Raw genomic sequence first — 18058 nt, forward strand, 5'->3', positions numbered from 1 at the left:
TTTAAATTATTAAACCCTAATTAACCTCTAATACTATGAAAAAAATACTGGCCATCCTGGCTTGTTTTATTTCCACACTTTCTTATGCGCAAATCAAATCCCCCGCTGAATATCTAGGCTATCAGGTGGGAACCAAAGTGACGCCGCATTGGAAGGTTTTGGAATATTATCAGTATGTGGCAGATCAGGTCCCAAACCAAGTGAAAATGGAATCTTATGGAGAAACCCCTGAAGGTAGGCCCTTAAAGGTTTTCTATATTTCTTCTGCCCAAAACATCGGAAACCTTGAAAATATCCGCACCAATAACTTGAAGCTTGCTCATGCTACGCAAGGCGAGGGAAACAGTAATGGTCCTGCCATTGTCTGGATCAGCAATAACATCCATGGGAATGAAACCTCATCCATTGAAGCTTCCATGATGACCTTATTCGAATTGGTAAATCCCAACAACAGCAAGAGCAAAGGTTGGTTGGATAACACCCTGGTTATCCTAGACCCTTGCTTGAATCCTGATGGAACCGAACGTTATAACAATTGGTACAACGGAACCGTGGGCATCAAGTACAATCCGGAGATCTATGCTAGAGAGCACCGCGAACCTTGGCCGGGAGGTCGATATAATCATTATTATTTCGATATGAACCGTGATTGGGCTTGGCAAACGCAGAAGGAAAGTACTTTCCGTGCAGCCATCTACAACAAGTGGTTGCCTCATATCCATGCTGATTTCCACGAACAGGGAATTAACTCGCCATACTATTTTCCACCGGCAGCTGAGCCCTTCCATGAGGTGATCACGCCATGGCAAAGGGAGTTTCAGACCACCATTGGAAAGCATAATGCAAAATATTTTGATTCCAAAGGCTGGCTTTACTTCACCAAGGAACGCTTCGACCTGTTTTACCCCTCCTATGGGGACACCTATCCCATCTATTCTGGAGCCATCGGTATGACCTTTGAAAAAGCAGGAAATGGTTCTGCAGGATTAGGAGTCTATACCGATGAAAAGGATACACTGACATTGGTGGACCGTGCTATCCAGCACCATGCTTCAGGAATGAACATTATTGAAGTGGTTTCCCAAAACTCAGCTAAGGTGGTTTCTGAATTCAAGAAATTCGGAGATGATGCCGCAGCCGGTAAACTTTCTTCTTACCAAACCTATGTGATCAAGTACGACTCTTACCGTGATAAGACCATGCGCTCCCTAATGGAACTATTGGACAAGAATAAGATCAATTATTACTCTTCCTCAGGTTCTGTAAAGGGCTTTGATTACTTCAGTAAGAAGGAACAGAACCATAGCCTGACTGAAAAGGATTTGGTCATTCCGGGCAATCAATCCAAAGCGGCCTTGATTCGCGTACTGTTTGAACCGGAAGCGAAACTGACCGATTCGATTACCTACGATATTACCGCTTGGTCTTTGCCTTATGTTTATGGTCTTCCAGCTATAGCTTCCCAAACGAAAATCAGCAACCTTAATCCTTACCAATTAGAGACTATCAGCAATGCGACTGGTTCTAATTTTGGATATGCGGTAAAATGGGATGGTTTTTCTTCAGCAAAATTATTGGCTGCCCTATTACGCCATAAGATCACCGTTAAAGTCTCAGATCAGAGCTTCAAGATCGGTTCGGATGAATTTCCAAAAGGATCACTCTTGGTCATGAAGAACGGCAATAAACAAGCGAATGTAGAAAAGATCATGAAAGAAGAGGCGGACAAGTTACAGGTGAAAACCTATGCTATCCAATCTGGAATTGTAGAAGGAGGAAAGGATTTGGGAAGTTCCGATGTGAAGACCATCAAGGCTCCAAAGGTCATGATGATGGCTGGCGAAGGTCTTAGAGCGACCAATGTGGGCGAGGTGTGGCATTTCTTTGATCAGCAATTGCAGTATCCAATTATCCTGATCAATCCTACCGATTTTGCTAGGGTAGACTGGGATGAGATCGATGTATTCATTATGCCTAATGGGAATTACTCTTTCCTAAAGGACAAAGGCCAGAGCGAGGAGTTTGCAAGTTGGATTAGAAAAGGTGGAAAGGTCATTGCTCTTGAAAGTGCAGTAAGTCAATTGGCTGCACAATCTTGGTCCGAATTGAAAACGGTAAAACAAGATACCTCTGCTAAATCTAAACCAAGTCCATTGAAGAAATATGGAGATCGTGAAAGAGGTGCAATGGAGAATTATACCTCTGGAGCCATCTTCAAACTGACCTTCGATAATTCCCACCCATTGATGTTCGGTGTTAAAGATTACTTCACCCTGAAACAGGATGACAATCTATTTCAATATTTCGAACCAAACAAAGGTTGGAATGTGGGCTACATCACAGAAAACTCAAAGATGAGCGGGTTTGTAGGTCATAACTTGAACAAAAAACTGAAAAATGGAATGGTCTTCGGAACGCAGAACCTTGGTAGGGGTTCGGTTATCTATTTGACGGACAATGTGTTGTTCAGGAATTTTTGGGAAAGCGGTAAGCTGATCATGGCTAATGCGACCTTCCTAACGGTTGAATAAAAATACCCTATATCGGGGATTGTATCATGTCCTAATGTGGGTTACTTTTGGGTAACAACATTAGGACATTTTATGTACGTTCATTCGAAAAGAAAATCAAAAAGAAAGTATAGGTTACTATATGTATTAAAATTTATTGGAGGTTATTTTGTCTTCCTCTATAAATTAGCCATTCGACCTTAAAGTCTTATCGCATCTGTTTCAACAATTCAATAGCATATTCAATACTGTTCACATTATTGATAGCTATACGCAATTGACCTTTTACTTCTTTCATATTGGAATTGTTGGCATGTTGCTGAACGAAGCCCAGTACTTTTCCAAAACTATCCGACTGATAGTAGCTAGATTTCGGATTTTTAACGAAATACCCTTTCAAAACATGTTTCTTGTAGGATATTTTCTCCAAACCGATCTCCTTACCCAGCCACTGCAGCCTTAAGGTATTGAACAGTTCAAACACCGGCTCAGGTATTGGCCCAAAGCGATCTATCAATTCCTTCTCAAATTTCTGTAACTGTCCTTCATCCTTCAACTTCGAAATATCGTTGTACAGATTGTAGCGCTCAGAAACATTGGTCACATATTCATCCGGAATCATCACCTCCAGATCCGTATCGATCTGCGTAAAGTTTACGTATTTTCTGTTTTCCTCATCGGCAAATAGTTCGCCGAACTCATCGTCTTTCAGCTCTTGCACCGCCTCATCCAAGATCTTATTGTACATTTCAAAACCGATCTCGGCAATGAATCCCGACTGTTCGGCACCCAATAGGTTACCTGATCCACGGATATCCAAATCTCGCATCGCAACATTGAAACCGGACCCTAATTCAGAGAACTCCTCGATAGCCGATAGACGTTTATATGCTTCGGTGGTCAAGGTTGATAATGGCGGGCTCAAGAGATAACAGAAGGCCTTTTTGTTCGACCTTCCTACACGGCCTCGCATTTGATGGAGGTCACTCAGACCAAACATGTGCGCCTGATTGATAATAATGGTATTCGCATTAGGAATATCCAAACCCGCTTCAATAATGGTTGTCGCAATCAATACATCATATTCATGGTTGATGAACTTCAACATGACATCTTCCAGGTCGTCCCCTTCCAATTGTCCGTGGGCAATTCCCACACGTGCCCCAGGAACCAATTTGCGGATCAGCATGCCCAATTGAGGAAGGTCTGCAACCCGATTATGGATAAAGAAAATCTGACCGCCACGATCGATCTCGAAGCTCACCGCTTCTTGGATTAAACTCTCATTGAAGACGTGTAATTCAGTCTGTACGGGCTGCCTATTAGGTGGAGGGGTCGAGATAATACTCAAATCCCGCGCTCCCATCAGGGAGAAGTGTAAAGTCCTTGGGATCGGTGTTGCCGTCAAGGTCAATGAGTCCACATTGGCACGCATGACCTTTAACTTCTCTTTTACCGATACCCCAAATTTTTGCTCCTCATCGATGATCATCAAGCCTAGATCTTTGAATTTCACATCCTTGCTGACCAAGCGGTGGGTCCCGATTATGATATCTATTTTACCTTCTTCTAGTTTCTTAAGGGTTTCTTTGATCTGCTTGCTGCTTTTGAAACGATTGATATAATCAATGTTTGCCGGCATGCCTTTCAATCTTTCCGAGAAAGTACGGTAATGTTGCAGCGCCAAAATGGTCGTAGGAACCAATACCGCTACCTGTTTGCTATCTGCTACAGCTTTAAAGGCAGCACGGATAGCGACCTCGGTCTTACCGAAACCCACATCCCCGCAGACCAATCTATCCATTGGATGCGGCGATTCCATGTCCTTTTTCAGGTCAGCCGTAGCCTTTTCCTGGTCTGGTGTATCCTCATAGATAAAGGAGGCTTCCAATTCCCGTTGCAAATAGGTATCCGGACTGAAAGCATTTCCCGTTTGGGCTTTTCGCTTAGCATAGAGCATGATCAAGTCCCGGGCTATATCCTTAACCTTTTTCTTGGTCGTCCTTTTCAGTTTCTCCCAAGCGTCCGTTCCCAATTTATTCATCTTCGGAACAGTTCCTTCCTTCCCAGAATATTTGGAAATACGGTTTAAGGAGTTGATATTGACATACAGTAAATCATTGTCTGCATAGACCAAGCGGATCATTTCCTGGCTCTTGCCGTTCACATCCACCTTTTCCAGACCGGCATATTTTCCTACACCGTGGTCGATATGGGTAATGTAATCACCCGGCTTCAATTCACTCAATTCCTTCAGGGTGATCGCCTGGGAGCGCTCATATCCCTTTCTACGTTTATATTTATAGTATCGATCGAATATTTGGTGGTCGGTATAACAGGCTACTTTCAGCTTGTCATCCCTGAAACCCTCTCTTAAGGCCTTGTATATAGGCGTGAAGGTTACGGTCTTGTCCAGATCCTCTAATATGGCATAAATACGTTCAATCTGCTTGGTGGAATCCGAAAAGATATAATTATGGATGGCATGCTTTTCATTTTCCTTAAAGTTATGGATCAATAGATTGAAATCTTTATTGAAAGAAGGTTGTGGATGGGTATCAAAACTGAATTCTTCATCCGGTTTATAGAAAAATTGCTTTCCAAATTCCACCAATGGGTACTCAAAGAGCATGGCATTGAAGTTTTTGTCATCTGTAAAGGTAAATCTCGGATCCACCCAATCCGGATTATCCTTGATTTCCTTTTCTGTCAAGGCTTTCCAATATTTGGAAGCCTTTTTATAGCCTTCTTGCAGGATGTCCAGCGTAAACTGAACATCCTTGATCCAGATAATGGAATCTCTCTCAATATATTCCAATAATGAAATATGGTTATTGCTCAGGAATTTTGCTTGTACATTCGGAACAATAGTTACCGAATTGATCTTGTTGACTGAAAGTTGGGATTCAATCTCAAAGGTCCGGATGCTATCGATTTCATCGCCAAAGAACTCAATCCGATAGGGGAGGTCATTTGAAAAAGAGAAGATGTCCACGATGCCACCGCGGATTGCAAACTGTCCCGGTTCATAAACAAAATCGACGCGTTCAAAATCATATTCATACAAGAACTCATTGATGAAATCAATGCTCAGCTTAGTGCCAACCCGGATTTCCAATGTATTTTTTTCGAGGTCCTTTTTGTTGATTACCTTTTCCGAAATGGCTTCAGGATAGGTAACCACGATTTTTGGCAATTCAGAATTTCGGTTCAGTGAACTCAGCGTTTCCGCCCGTTGCAGAACATTGGCGCTGTCCAAGATGGTAAAATCGAAGGCCTTCCTGTAAGATGCCGGAAAGAACAGGATTTGATTATCAAATAAGCTCTCCAGGTCACTCAAGAAATAAGAGGCCTCCTCATGGGTAGGCAAAATAAAGACGTTCAACCGTTTTTCTATCTGGTAGCAGGCGGCAGCGACCATGGCATCGGACGAACCTACCAATCCCTTTAAATGGACCTTCGGTTTGCCGTTCTGGATACTACTGGTAAATCGCTTGACTTGTTCGGATAGGATGTATTTATCTAATATTTCTTGGATGTTCACGCTAGTATATTTTTGCAAATTTACAAAAATGCTTGGGTAATAGGAATGGATATCAACCTATAAGCTCTGATCGAGCTTATGCTGTTCAGCAAATTCAAGCACATATTCCATTTGGTCTTTCAAGTCAAATTGTAGATCCTCATGAAGATTGCCAAATATTTTTACGGCATTTTTGATCCTCGCACCCACATAGCTATGCAGTTTGAATGCAGGAGATAATGCGGATGGACCAAATAGGGAGGGATACCGGTCAAAGGCCTCCTGTAAGATCAAGAGCCTACATTCCACCACGGAAAACTTATCCTTAGTGATCTTCTCATGCTCATTGATCATGCCGCTCGCTTGGCGCAAGCTGCTGCTCAGGCCTTTGTAATTGGAATACATGGGCAGGTTTTTGACCTTATTGCTATTCACATCAAACAAAGATTCCAACGCATTCTTCAGATCGAAAATCCGATCCTCCAAATCGGCCTCATCCTCTAAGAGCTCATAGTGCAATTGCTTCAAAAGCATCTTGTCCTTATTGATTAACCTGACCAATAACTTGTCCTTTTCCTTTGCCGGTAAATTGAGTACCGCTTCCTTGAGCTCCTGATCCTTGTGTAATGACATAAATAAAGATAAATAATATTACAAATAATACCATTCTCAATTTAGGCAATGGTATTAATTATCCCCGATTATAAGGGGTAAATAAATCCAATAAGTAAATAACACCATTGATGGCTGTTTTTATACCATTATTCATGGTAGTTATTGGTTACCTTTGTATCGTATGGGCAAGATACCTGTTTTAGAGCAATGTACAGTATCCTACAAGGAGGATAAAAACTTTTTGGCAGACCGTCTGGAGGTTTACCTAGGTAAGAACAATAACCTGGTTTTTCCACATCGACACAATTTCTACCAAATGTTGTTATTCCTTTCAGGAGAGGGGATGCATGAGATTGATTTCAAACAATACCCCATCGAGCGTGGTCAGGTATATTTCATGGGACCAGGACAAGTGCACTCCTGGATGTTTGAAGGGAAAATGACTGGCTATATCGTCAATTTCGATATCGACTATTTCAAGTCCCTTTTGATCCAACCTGATTATGTGGAGAATCTAGACTTGTTTTCTTCCTTGAATGAAGGTGTTTTCACACTAGAAGAATATCAGGTCCGCGAAATTTCCCGCTTATTCGATCAATTGATCGAACTGAGCAGTCTACCTGTAGCAAAAGATCTAAAGCGTTCTTTACTTCTTTATATTCTGCTGCGGTTTGACCAGGCATATATCCCCAATTTCCCGGCGAAGAGCATCGACTATCATCTGGTGTTGATCAAGAACTTTATTTCCCTGGTCGACCAGAATTTTAAAGAGCTGCATTTGCCAAAGGAATATGCGGAGTTATTATTTGTCACTCCAAACCACCTCAATTCGGTATGTAAGGAATACCTGGGGACCCAAGCTGGGGAAGTAATCCGAAACAGGATCATGTTGGAGGCCAAGCGATTGCTGATCTTGCCAGACTGGACCATCTCACAGGTGGCCTATGAATTGAGTTTTAATGATAATTCATATTTTACAAAATTTTTTAAAAAAGTAGAGGGTAAGACCCCCGAAGAATTCAGAAAATCACAATGGACATAAATATCAATATGGAAACAAAATATACCATACCTTCGGAATTAAAGAGTGCAATAGATGGTAAATGCCCGAGATGCAGAACCGGTAATATGTTCGCAGCACCTCTTTTGAGTTTTAAATCTAAGAGAATGTTGGAAAGATGTCCAGCATGTGAGTTGAAATTTGAAAAAGAACCCGGCTATTTCTATGTTGCCATGTATGTCAGTTATGCCCTTAGCGTTGCTGAATTGGTAACAGCCTGTGTATTGACCTATTTCCTATCCGGTAATTTGGAAAGCCCTTGGTTATATGTCATCGTTGCCCTAGCAGTCACCTTGATCATGGCGCCATTCAACAACCGCTATTCCAGAATCATCTTATTATACTTGATGACACCATCCTTCAAATTCAACCCTAAAATTTTCCAAAGGGTCAAAGAAGAAGGTAAGTAGCATTACCCCATAAAAAGGCGGGTTTTGTTTAACAAAAGCCCGCCTTTTTATGGGGGTAGATATGAGATTTGAGATATGAGTATTGAGATAGAAAGTGTGTCAAAAAATTATCTTTTTTAAAGGATAGATATGAGATGTACAGATATCAAATTTAATATCTCCCATCTCATATCTCAAATCCCTTCCTACCTAATCGGATTATCTTTCAAATATTTTTCCCATTCCCAAGCTGATGACATCATTTCGTCTATTCCTAGCTCGGCTTTCCAACCCAATTCTTTTGTTGATTTAGTTACATCGCCCCAAACTTTGATGATATCACCTTCACGACGTGGGCCAACCTCGAAGTTCAATGGTTGTCCGGATGCTTTTTCGAAAGCTTTGATGGCTTCTAATACTGAATAGCCATTACCTGTTCCGATATTGAAAACATCGTAATTGCCATTAGGATTTCCTTTTTCCAGTAATTTAATGGCAGCAACATGCGCTTTCGCTAGATCCACAACATGGATGTAGTCACGAACTGCTGAACCATCTGGAGTCTCATAGTCATCGCCAAATACGGTCAACTTCTCTCTCTTGCCGATGGCAGTTTGCGTAATGAAAGGTAATAAGTTTTGCGGAACACCAATTGGCAATTCACCGATCAGTGCCGAACTATGGGCACCTACTGGATTGAAGTAGCGCAAAGCAACAAATTGATAGTTTGAAGCTGCTTTAGCCGTTTCCTCTAATATTTCCTCTGCGATCTGTTTGGTGTTTCCATAAGGAGAAGTAGCTTTCTTTACTGGAGCACTTTCCGTTACTGGAAGGGTATCTGGTTCTCCATAAACGGTACAGCTTGATGAGAAAACGAAATTGATCGGTTTCTCACGGTAAGCTTCTAGTAAATTGATTAAGGAGAAGAAGTTGTTATGATAGTATTTTAATGGGTTCTGAACAGATTCACCAACTGCTTTGGAAGCTGCAAAATGAATAATACCCGTGATATCAGGATTTGCTTTGACAAATTCGTTTACTTTATCGGTATCACATAGGTCAAATTGATGGAATTCTGGTTTTACGCCAATGATTTTTTCAATCTGGTCCAAGATCTTGATATTGGAATTGGAAAGGTTATCAACTAGAACAGGTGTATATCCAGCATTATGCAATTCTACTACGGTATGTGATCCAATGAATCCGGTTCCGCCGGTGACAAGTATTTTGCTCATTTTATTTATAATTATATAGTTGGGTGTTCTTAAAATAATGTTCTATAGTATTCAATTGTTTTCTCAAGACCTTCTTTTCTTCCGATTTTTGGCTCCCACTGCAGAATCTCCCTAGCCTTGCTGATATCGGGGCGTCTTTTCTTAGGGTCATCAATCGGTAAAGGCTCATAGATTATTTTCGACTTACTGTTGGTCAATTGGATGATTTCGTTCGCCATGTCGATCAAGGTCATCTCATCTGGATTACCGATGTTGATCGGTAAATGGTAATCGCTGAAAAGCAGTTTGCAGATTCCTTCTACCTGATCTGAAACGTAAATAAAGGACCTTGTCTGTTTTCCATCTCCAAAAACGGTTACATCCTTGTCCTGTAAAGCTTGGGAGATAAAAGTTGGTAATGCCCGACCATCTTCCAGCCTCATTCGCGGGCCAAAGGTGTTAAAGATCCGTGCAATGCGAGTTTCCATCCCATGGAAATTATGATAAGCCATGGTCATGGCTTCCTGGAAACGCTTGGCTTCGTCGTAAACGCCTCTAGGTCCAACTGGATTTACATTTCCCCAGTATTCTTCATTCTGCGGAGAGACTAAAGGATCCCCATAGACCTCAGAAGTCGATGCAACCAGGATCCGTGCATTTTTGCTCTTCGCCAATCCCAGAAGGTTATGTGTGCCCAAAGAACCTACTTTGAGGGTCTGGATAGGGATCTTTAAATAATCAATGGGACTTGCCGGCGAAGCAAAATGTAAGATATAATGTAACTCTCCGGGTACATGGACAAACTTGGAGACATCATGATGGTAAAATTCGAAATTGGAAAGATGAAAAAGATGTTCAATGTTCCGAAGATCTCCTGTCACGAGGTTGTCCATTCCGATGACATGAAAGCCTTGATCAATAAAATGGTCGCAAAGATGAGATCCTAAGAATCCAGCTGCTCCTGTTATTAATATTCGTTTGCGCTTGTTTTCTTGCACAATAGTGAATTTGAAAAGGTTTAAATATCTTTGACGAAGATAAGTAATATTTTAACATGATGCGTTTTCTTTACGACCTAGGGATTTTAATTTACGGCTTGCTGCTTCGCGTATTCGCATTGTTCAATGCGAAAGCCAAGTTGCTTGTTGATGGTCGTGATGGACTGTTGCAGCATATAGAACAATCGGTTGAAAAAGGGCAGCAATACATTTGGTTTCACTTTGCTTCATTAGGCGAATTTGAGCAAGGTAGGTCAGTTATGGAGCAAATAAAAAGTCGCCATCCTCAGGAAAAAATTATTGTAACATTTTTTTCCCCATCCGGATATGAGATCAGAAAAAACAGTCCTTTAGCCGATCATGTGTTTTATCTTCCAGCAGATACCGCTAGCAATGCGCGTCGATTTATCGATATCATCAACCCGAAGTTGGCCATCTTTACCAAGTATGAATACTGGTACCATTACTTCAAGGAACTCGATAAAAGAAAGATCAGGTTATTGATGATCTCGGCGATTTTTAGGGAAAACCAAGTATTCTTCAAACAATATGGGGGCTTCTTCCGCTCAATTCTCAAGAAGGTTTCCTATTTCTTTACGCAGAATACCGAAAGTGTGAATATGCTGAAATGGATTGGGGTTACGAAGGCAGGCTTGGCGGGAGATACACGCTTCGATAGGGTCGTGGAATTGCCGAAAGAACATAAACTGATCCCTGAAGCACAAACTTTCGCCGGGACCGAGGATATTTTAGTCGCAGGAAGTACTTGGCCAGCAGATGAAGCCCTGTTAAAAGTGTTGCTTGAAAACAATAAGGATTTGAAGGCTATTATTGCGCCACATGAAATCCATAAAGACCATATCGATGCCATGTTGAAGCTCTTTCCGCATGCATTGCTGTTCTCAAAATTCAATACCTATACCGATCAGCAAATTGCTGCTTCTAGGCAATTGATCATTGATAATATTGGAATGCTTTCTTCTTTGTACCATTATGGCCGTATGGCCTATATTGGAGGAGGCTTTGGTGCCGGTATACACAATACGTTGGAAGCAGCAACCTATGGGATGCCCGTGATATTTGGTCCGAAGTATGAGAAGTTTCAGGAGGCCATCGACCTGATGGAAATAGGAGCTGGTTTCTCCATTTCCAATGAACAGGAATTGCAAGATGTCTATAATGCCTTGTGTATAAGTGAAAAGCTGGTGCAGGCCAGTATTGCTGCCAAAAACTATGTCCAACAGCGATCTGGAGCTACACAAATCATTATGAAATACCTGGAAACTGAAAAATTATTGGGTTAATAATCCTGCTACTATAGGTAATCCTTAGGATATTTCCCTTTCACATGGGTTCCGAAACCAAACATAATAGGTTTGAATTCTCCTACAGGATCCACATTGGAATCCGCTTTGATTTCATTTTCCAAACCAACCGCCCAGTAAGAGGCATTCACGATCAGCCTTCTTAGGTTCTTGTCCAATAGGTCAATGGAAGATCCCATGGTCGTGGTGAAAACTTTACCTTTTTTACCACCAGGGATTTGGTAATCCTTGGTCCAAGCAACCGGCATAATTGATTTCTTTCTATTGATAGGGCTTTCTGCGGTCATTCGCAAGGTCGGTTGACCGAAAACCAGGATTTCTGAATTCTTTAAGCTGTTTTTGATCCCATACACATCTGAAGGCACCCAAATGTCCTCAACACCCAAAAGGATAGGGTTTTTGGCATTGATCTGTAGACCATTCATCAAACCTAAAGAGCCTTCTGTGCCATGGTCTCCATGGTGATTGATCCAGGTTTCCCCTAAAATAAATCCACCAAATCCACCTTTCCAATCTCCTTCTTGATTACTGAATCCATAATGCTTATATGCACTTTTAGATTCTTTCGGGAAGTTGAATGCATGGGTTGCTGTACGTAATCCGATAACTGGTTTTCCAGCTTTAAGGAAATTGTCAACATGTTTCATCTGTTCATCTGGCAATTCTCTGAACCGACTTGCTATGATCATTAAATCTGCATTCTCCAGGTTTTCAAGTCCGGGGATGTTCTTTTGGTATTCAGGGTCAATCTGTTTCGTCTCTGGGTTTATGGCAAAGAGAACGAAAGTTTCAAACCCATGCTTTTGAGTTAGGATTTTCGCCAGCATGGGTAAGCTTTCCTCAGAACGGTATTCTTCATCTCCAGAAATCAGCACCACTTTCTTGCCTTTGGCCTGCGCCTTTTCAGGGGTAAAGTGTAACCAATTATTTTGCTGGGCAATACAATTGCTTAGGCCAAAACTGAAGGATAGAAAGGCTATCAACAGGAGTTTATTGGTCCAAAATGAAAGAATAGAGGTGGTTCTGAGTTGATGTGTCATTATTTCTTATGAATGTTTTCGAGTTATATAGTCTCTACCTGTGCATTTGAGGTCCCTTCTTCGGTTTCGTGCTGACCTTTGTAGGCTCTCTTTTGCCAGAAATGGAAGAACAAGAACAAGACAATTAAAATACCTGGGAAGATAGCCAATTTAGCAAGGGTCACCTGACCTACTAATAAATCTAAATTTTCTATCACTTCTCCTGATTGTTGTACAGCAGCTTTAGAACTATCAATCCAACGACCGATTATTGGTTGGAAGATGGAAGTCGAGAACATTCCTACACCACCGATCACGGACATGCCGATGGCACCGCTCAATGGTACGCGCTGTGCTGTTGTGGCAATCATGGTAGGCCAGAAGTAACATACCCCAATCGCAAATAATATGGCTGCTACGTAGACCATTCCTCCTGTTGCAACAGAGAATAGGTAAACACCAATGGTGGCAAAGATGGCTCCGCCCAGTAATACACCGGTTTGGCCTAAAGCTTTGACAACTGGTCCAGCAAAGAATCTGCCTACTGCCATTAGACCTGTAACCAAGGCTAATACCAACATAGGACTGGCACCACTATTTGCCATAATGATTCCTACCCATTGTTGTGGTCCAAATTCAGAGATAGCCGTTAATGCCATACAGCAGAACAAGAAGATAAAGGTAAGCGAGAACATGGCCTTGAAATTATTGGAAAGAGAGGTTGCACTTTCTTCTTTTGGTTTAGGGAATGCTTTTCCGTAAAAGATGATCGCATATAAAATTGTTGGGATCATAATGATCCACATCTGAGTTTGCCAAGTTGCACCCATTTTAGTCATGACCAAGGAAATCAAACTTCCCAATACGATACCACCGGGGAACCACATATGGAACCTGTTCAGCATCTTATCCATTTTCTTGCCCGAATATAGATCGGCAATCAAAGGATTACAAGCCGCTTCGGTACAGCCATTTCCTAAACCGATAAATAAAGTTGAAATCAATAAGGTCGAATAACCAGTCGCAAAGATGGTCAACAATATCCCAAGGGTATGGGAAACGAATGCAAAGCGCATAATATTGCTAGGGCCAATTTTGTAATAGAAAATTCCTCCCAAGATCATGGAGATCGGGAAGCCGAGAAACCACATGGAATTGATAAATCCCAGTTGTTCGGCAGATAAATTGAAGCTTTGACCTAGCTGAGGTAATATCCCAGCACGAATTGAAAAGGTAAGACCTGTAGTGATTAGGGCTAGACAGCTTCCTAAAAACAAGGCACTAGGGTTAACTTGTTTACTCATAATGTGGTTTATTTGTGGTTAAATTATTTTGTGTTGATTTTAAATCAATCAACAAGATAACTTATTTTTTCTCAAAATTCACTAGATTATTTTTGATAAAATGATATCCATGTTCTGCAATCTCCCATGGATCGGAGTATTCTCGCCATACATTGATGGCGTTCGCAAAATCCGGATCCGCTCTTGAGAAGGCCTCAATCGTGTACCAGCCAGAATAATTGACCTCATTAAGGGTTTGAAAAACCTCATCCCAATGCACCAATCCTCTTCCAGGAGTACCACGGTCATTTTCGCTGATATGGACATGCGCCAAAACTGGAGCAATTTTCTGGATAGAATTTCGCATACTTTTTTCCTCAATATTGGCGTGGTGGGTGTCATACATTCCCTTTACATGCGGATGGTCGGTCAGGTCGATCAAATAAGCTAAATGATCGATACAGCTTGCCAGATAGTTTTCAAATCGATTGACCGCTTCAGGCGTAAGGGTTATTCCAGCCTGCTGGGCATGGTCGCCGGCTGCGCGCAAGGTTTCTGCTGCCCAATGGTATTCCTGGTCTGTAGGTGCCGCCCTGGAAAAATAACCATGAGCAGAATGAAAGGGTCCGCATAAAATCGTCGAACCCAAATCATGTGCTCGGTCAATTGCCCACTTTATTCTATCTAATCCTCGACTTCGACTTGCCGTGTCTGTCGAGATGGGACTTTCATTTTCGCCAAGTGTAGTTACCGCGTTGACTTCCAAACCTAGGTCATGGGCATGTTTTGCCAATGCCCTATATTCTTCTTCATCGGGAGATCCTATAAAGACTTCAACACCATCATAACCTATTTTCTTTAATCGATCTAAAATGGGGAATGCCTTTTCGGTAACTCCTGCAGTCCATGGTAAAATGTTAAATCCTATTTTGTTCATTCTTTATATATCTTTTTACAATTAATCTTAGTTTTCTAATGGATGTTCTTTTAATAGATCTTCTGGCGAATAGAAGCCCTTTTTATCTTTAATGGACTCCCGGATTTCCTTTACCTTAGCTGCAGAGATTGGATTTGCCTCATTGGTAAATGAATTCCTGACATAAGTCAGTACGTCTGCAATCTCTTGGTCGTTCAGCATCATTCCAAATGGAGTCATCGGTACCTGACCTGGATACTTCTTGCCATTGACCTCAATTGGTCCCAATAGACCATTCAAGGTTAATTTGATCAATCGATCTTCACTTCCGGTAACCCATTTGCTCGCATTCAACGGCGGGAAGCCAGAGGCATCCAATCCTTTGCCGTTCGGTTGGTGGCAGGTAACACAGAAGCCTTCTTTCGCATAGATCACAGCGCCTCGTCTGTATTGCTCTAAGGCAGGGCCAGTCAATTTCGTTGCCGTTTTACTGGTTTCCGATTTCTCCTTCACCGATTTGTTGTTCAGATGAGCTACGGATGTCAAGTATGCTGGTTTGTTCCACTTGTCAAGACTGCTGGTATCGATCGCATTCATCAAGTCTATGCCTTCACTTGGCTTCAGCCATGATGCTGCTGCAATCAACTCTAATTTTACACGACCACTTTCATCTTTTGTTGCCTTGGCCATCAAATCTTTATAATTCTTGATCTTATCGGTATTATAGCGAATGGCGTGGATTGCTGCAGCTCTCGCATGATAGTCGTTAGATTCCAATAATTTTTGGACAAGGTCTGCATTGATCTTATTTGCCCCCCAAGTAACCCACATCGCTTCCAATAGGTTGTGCAGGTATTTCGGATCTTTAGTATCCAATTTCTCAGCCCAAGCGGTTGCTTTCTTGGCAACTTCATCATCATCGCGCATTCTCAGTTCCGTACGCGTTCTATAACGGGTCCTGATTTCAGGGAATTTTAGGTTCTCCAGCAATTCATCGATGGATGCACCATCTATCTTCGCTGGTTTTACCAACGGCCTAGACGGATAGGTAATTCTATAGATACGTCCGTGAACGTGGTCACGCAGTGGATCGCGTGCGTTGTGCTGCATATGTCCAATCAGCATATTGTGCCAGTCAACGATGTACAGCGAACCATCTGGGGCAATCTCTGCATCAACAGGACGAAAGTTCTTGTCATCGGACCAAAATAGATCCTGCCTGTGCTTAGATTTATAGCCGGTTCCATCATCTACAAAGGTATGTTGCTTGCCTCCTAAGAAGCCGATGGTATTGTTCAATAGGTAATCGCCTTGAACTGAATCAGGGAAATGGCTTGATGAAATAAACTCCAGTCCTGAAGTAGGACGCACACGATGATTTTCGTCCACTAAAGAAAAGGACTTGTCGTTGGATTCCCCATATCTCGGTTTGATACTTCCGGGAAGCATCCATCTCACATCTGGTCCAGAAGTTTCCAGATAGATGGTTTGTCCCCATTCATCCGTAGCGATTCCCCATGGATTAGGAATAGATACTTGGGCTACACGCTCCAATTTCTTGGTTTGCGGAGCGTATCTGTAAAATCCGCCATTGACTCCTCGAACTGGTCCATAGGAAGTCTCTACATTGGTATGTAGGAATACACCCTCTGCCATGAAGATCGCCCCTGAAGGATCCATGCTATAGGCACTGTGGGCATGATGGGTATCATGATCATCAAATCCGCTTAAAATAACCTCTTTATGATCAGCTTTGCCATCATTGTCGGTGTCTTTCAATAGAACCAAATTCTTTCCTTGGGATAGATAAACCCCTTCTGGAGCAAATTCAAAACCAATCGGAAGATGTAAATGGTCTGCAAAGATGGATTGTTTATCAGCTTTGCCATCGCCATCGGTATCCTCTAGGATAATGATCTTGTCATTTGGTTTTCCATCACCAGCTTTATAATGTGGATAGCTAGGCATGGTTGCTACCCAAAGCCTACCTTTGGAATCAAAGGATATCTGAACTGGGTTTGCCAAATCTGGGAATTCCTTTTCCGAAGCAAATAGATCAATCTTATAGCCCGGTGCCGTATGGAATTTGGCTAATGCTTCTTCTCCATACAGGTATCTAGAATTTGGATCTTGTCCAAAGTCATAATTCGTTTTTACTTCAGGTAGCTTTAGGGTGTTTTTATCCATCGCTGCCAAATCATAGGATTCACCTTTTGCGGCCTTCCAGATTGCAGTATCACGGATATAGCCCATTTCGCGGAGTTTCTTGATTTCAAAAGGATAATTCTCTGGACCAAACGGATTAAAGCGACGGCCGTATGCATGCACGCCATTTGGGATCTTGAAGTCCTGAGTCCAGATCCAGTCTTTTTCTAAAACCGCATTCTTGATTTCATCTTTATGGATTGAAGCCTTTCCTTCGCCTTTACCGAATATGCTGGTCACCAAGTAATCAGCGAATATTCCATAGGCTTTTTCCGAAAGCTGTGAACCATCGATGGTCAGATAATCAGAGCTCTGATCATACCATTTTTGGCTGATGTCAAAAACATCAAGGAAAGGGACTTTCTTGTCTTTCGCCACCTGTTCCATCGCATCCGCATAGAGCTGGATGTTTTTGTTGAATTCTTTTCCGTCTGGTAGGTCATATGTATCGGTCAAATCCTCAAAAGCAATAGGGGAGATCAGCACTAGAGTAGTGCCCTTACCACCATTGTAATCTTGGCTGTTGGTATGGTCAATAAACGCTGCTATTTCGCCCTTGAAGTCCTCAATGCCTTCAGGTCCTCGGAAGGATTCATTATAGCCGAAGAAACCAAGGATCACATCAGGTTTCAATTCTATCAACCATTCATCTTCCGTAGGGAAATGTCCTTCACTGCCTGTATTGATATCAAATTCAGGATTGAACTTTTCCGCTCCCGGGAATGCCCAAGGGGAGTTCCTGGAAGGGTGGGGTCTAAAGCCAGGGGTATTGCCGGGGCTACAGATATTTCGGATAAATAAATTATAGTCAGGGAATCTTGTTTGAAGTTCGGTGTCAAAATCACCATATTCCATCATCCTTGAACCCAAATTGTTTCCAATTAGGACGATGCGGGAATCTTTTTGGATCTTCACTGGCTCCATGGTTGGCTTGTGCGTACAACTGGATAGGACTAAGATTAAAGAGAACAAAATAAATTGCCTAAAACTGTTCATATTAA

General features: G+C 42.0%; 12 protein-coding genes. 4 read left to right on the plus strand and 8 right to left on the minus strand.

The genetic code is table 11. From position 1 onward, the window contains the following. Window positions 1–35: 35 nt before the first annotated feature. Complete coding sequence (locus tag ACWICE_RS12125; protein ID WP_454298492.1) at window positions 36–2531, plus strand: M14 family zinc carboxypeptidase; 2496 nt, start codon at window positions 36–38, stop codon at window positions 2529–2531. Window positions 2532–2718: 187 nt separating this feature from the next. Here ACWICE_RS12125 and mfd read toward each other — a convergent pair whose 3' ends face one another. Both mfd and ACWICE_RS12135 read right to left on the minus strand, forming a co-directional pair. After that, entirely contained in the window at window positions 2719–6054 is a 3336-nt protein-coding gene (mfd, locus tag ACWICE_RS12130; protein ID WP_185213086.1) for a transcription-repair coupling factor, read from the minus strand. Between the two features lie 57 nt (window positions 6055–6111). Next, window positions 6112–6666: a hypothetical protein gene (locus ACWICE_RS12135; protein WP_454298493.1), complete on the minus strand. Its 555-nt coding sequence runs from the start codon at window positions 6664–6666 to the stop codon at window positions 6112–6114. Between the two features lie 163 nt (window positions 6667–6829). Here ACWICE_RS12135 and ACWICE_RS12140 point away from each other — a divergent pair, with 163 nt between their 5' ends. Together ACWICE_RS12140 and ACWICE_RS12145 are read left to right on the plus strand one after the other, a co-directional pair. Next, the gene (locus ACWICE_RS12140) at window positions 6830–7690 is read left to right on the plus strand and encodes a helix-turn-helix domain-containing protein (RefSeq protein ID WP_185213085.1); all 861 of its coding nucleotides are present in this window, start codon (window positions 6830–6832) and stop codon (window positions 7688–7690) included. 8 nt (window positions 7691–7698) lie between these two features. Then, a complete protein-coding gene (locus tag ACWICE_RS12145; RefSeq protein WP_093099686.1) occupies window positions 7699–8118 on the plus strand; it encodes a DUF983 domain-containing protein in 420 nt (139 codons plus the stop codon). 185 nt (window positions 8119–8303) lie between these two features. Here ACWICE_RS12145 and galE read toward each other — a convergent pair whose 3' ends face one another. Further along, window positions 8304–9332, minus strand: a complete 1029-nt coding sequence (galE, locus tag ACWICE_RS12150) for a UDP-glucose 4-epimerase GalE (RefSeq protein WP_185217427.1) — start codon at window positions 9330–9332, stop codon at window positions 8304–8306. Window positions 9333–9361: 29 nt separating this feature from the next. Continuing rightward, the gene (locus tag ACWICE_RS12155) at window positions 9362–10309 is read right to left on the minus strand and encodes a UDP-glucuronic acid decarboxylase family protein (protein ID WP_454298494.1); all 948 of its coding nucleotides are present in this window, start codon (window positions 10307–10309) and stop codon (window positions 9362–9364) included. A gap of 56 nt (window positions 10310–10365) precedes the next feature. Between ACWICE_RS12155 and ACWICE_RS12160 the strand changes: the two genes are divergently transcribed. Next, a complete protein-coding gene (locus ACWICE_RS12160; RefSeq protein WP_454290957.1) occupies window positions 10366–11613 on the plus strand; it encodes a 3-deoxy-D-manno-octulosonic acid transferase in 1248 nt (415 codons plus the stop codon). Between the two features lie 11 nt (window positions 11614–11624). On the opposite strand, the gene ACWICE_RS12165 is transcribed toward ACWICE_RS12160, so the two are convergent. From ACWICE_RS12165 to ACWICE_RS12180, 4 genes are all read right to left on the minus strand, one after another. Beyond that, window positions 11625–12674, minus strand: a complete 1050-nt coding sequence (locus ACWICE_RS12165; protein ID WP_454290958.1) for a ThuA domain-containing protein — start codon at window positions 12672–12674, stop codon at window positions 11625–11627. A 23-nt stretch (window positions 12675–12697) separates the two neighbouring features. Further along, entirely contained in the window at window positions 12698–13957 is a 1260-nt protein-coding gene (locus ACWICE_RS12170; protein ID WP_093099298.1) for an MFS transporter, read from the minus strand. 61 nt (window positions 13958–14018) lie between these two features. Continuing rightward, the gene (locus ACWICE_RS12175) at window positions 14019–14873 is read right to left on the minus strand and encodes a sugar phosphate isomerase/epimerase family protein (RefSeq protein ID WP_093099297.1); all 855 of its coding nucleotides are present in this window, start codon (window positions 14871–14873) and stop codon (window positions 14019–14021) included. Between the two features lie 27 nt (window positions 14874–14900). Further along, on the minus strand, window positions 14901–18053 hold the full coding sequence (locus tag ACWICE_RS12180; RefSeq protein ID WP_454290959.1) for a PVC-type heme-binding CxxCH protein: 3153 nt from the start codon (window positions 18051–18053) through the stop codon (window positions 14901–14903). Window positions 18054–18058 lie beyond the last annotated feature (5 nt).

It is taken from the genome of Sphingobacterium sp. NPDC055346, assembly GCF_053645235.1.

Bases quoted from the DNA above. Each gene is read 5' to 3' on its own strand.
- ACWICE_RS12165 (WP_454290958.1), bottom strand. From the start codon at position 12,674: ATGACACATCAACTCAGAACCACCTCTATTCTTTCATTTTGGACCAAT.
- ACWICE_RS12140 (WP_185213085.1), top strand. From the start codon at position 6,830: ATGGGCAAGATACCTGTTTTAGAGCAATGTACAGTATCCTACAAGGAG.
- ACWICE_RS12180 (WP_454290959.1), bottom strand. From the start codon at position 18,053: ATGAACAGTTTTAGGCAATTTATTTTGTTCTCTTTAATCTTAGTCCTA.
- galE (WP_185217427.1), bottom strand. From the start codon at position 9,332: ATGAGCAAAATACTTGTCACCGGCGGAACCGGATTCATTGGATCACAT.
- ACWICE_RS12145 (WP_093099686.1), top strand. From the start codon at position 7,699: ATGGAAACAAAATATACCATACCTTCGGAATTAAAGAGTGCAATAGAT.
- ACWICE_RS12170 (WP_093099298.1), bottom strand. From the start codon at position 13,957: ATGAGTAAACAAGTTAACCCTAGTGCCTTGTTTTTAGGAAGCTGTCTA.
- ACWICE_RS12175 (WP_093099297.1), bottom strand. From the start codon at position 14,873: ATGAACAAAATAGGATTTAACATTTTACCATGGACTGCAGGAGTTACC.
- ACWICE_RS12125 (WP_454298492.1), top strand. From the start codon at position 36: ATGAAAAAAATACTGGCCATCCTGGCTTGTTTTATTTCCACACTTTCT.
- ACWICE_RS12160 (WP_454290957.1), top strand. From the start codon at position 10,366: ATGATGCGTTTTCTTTACGACCTAGGGATTTTAATTTACGGCTTGCTG.
- ACWICE_RS12135 (WP_454298493.1), bottom strand. From the start codon at position 6,666: ATGTCATTACACAAGGATCAGGAGCTCAAGGAAGCGGTACTCAATTTA.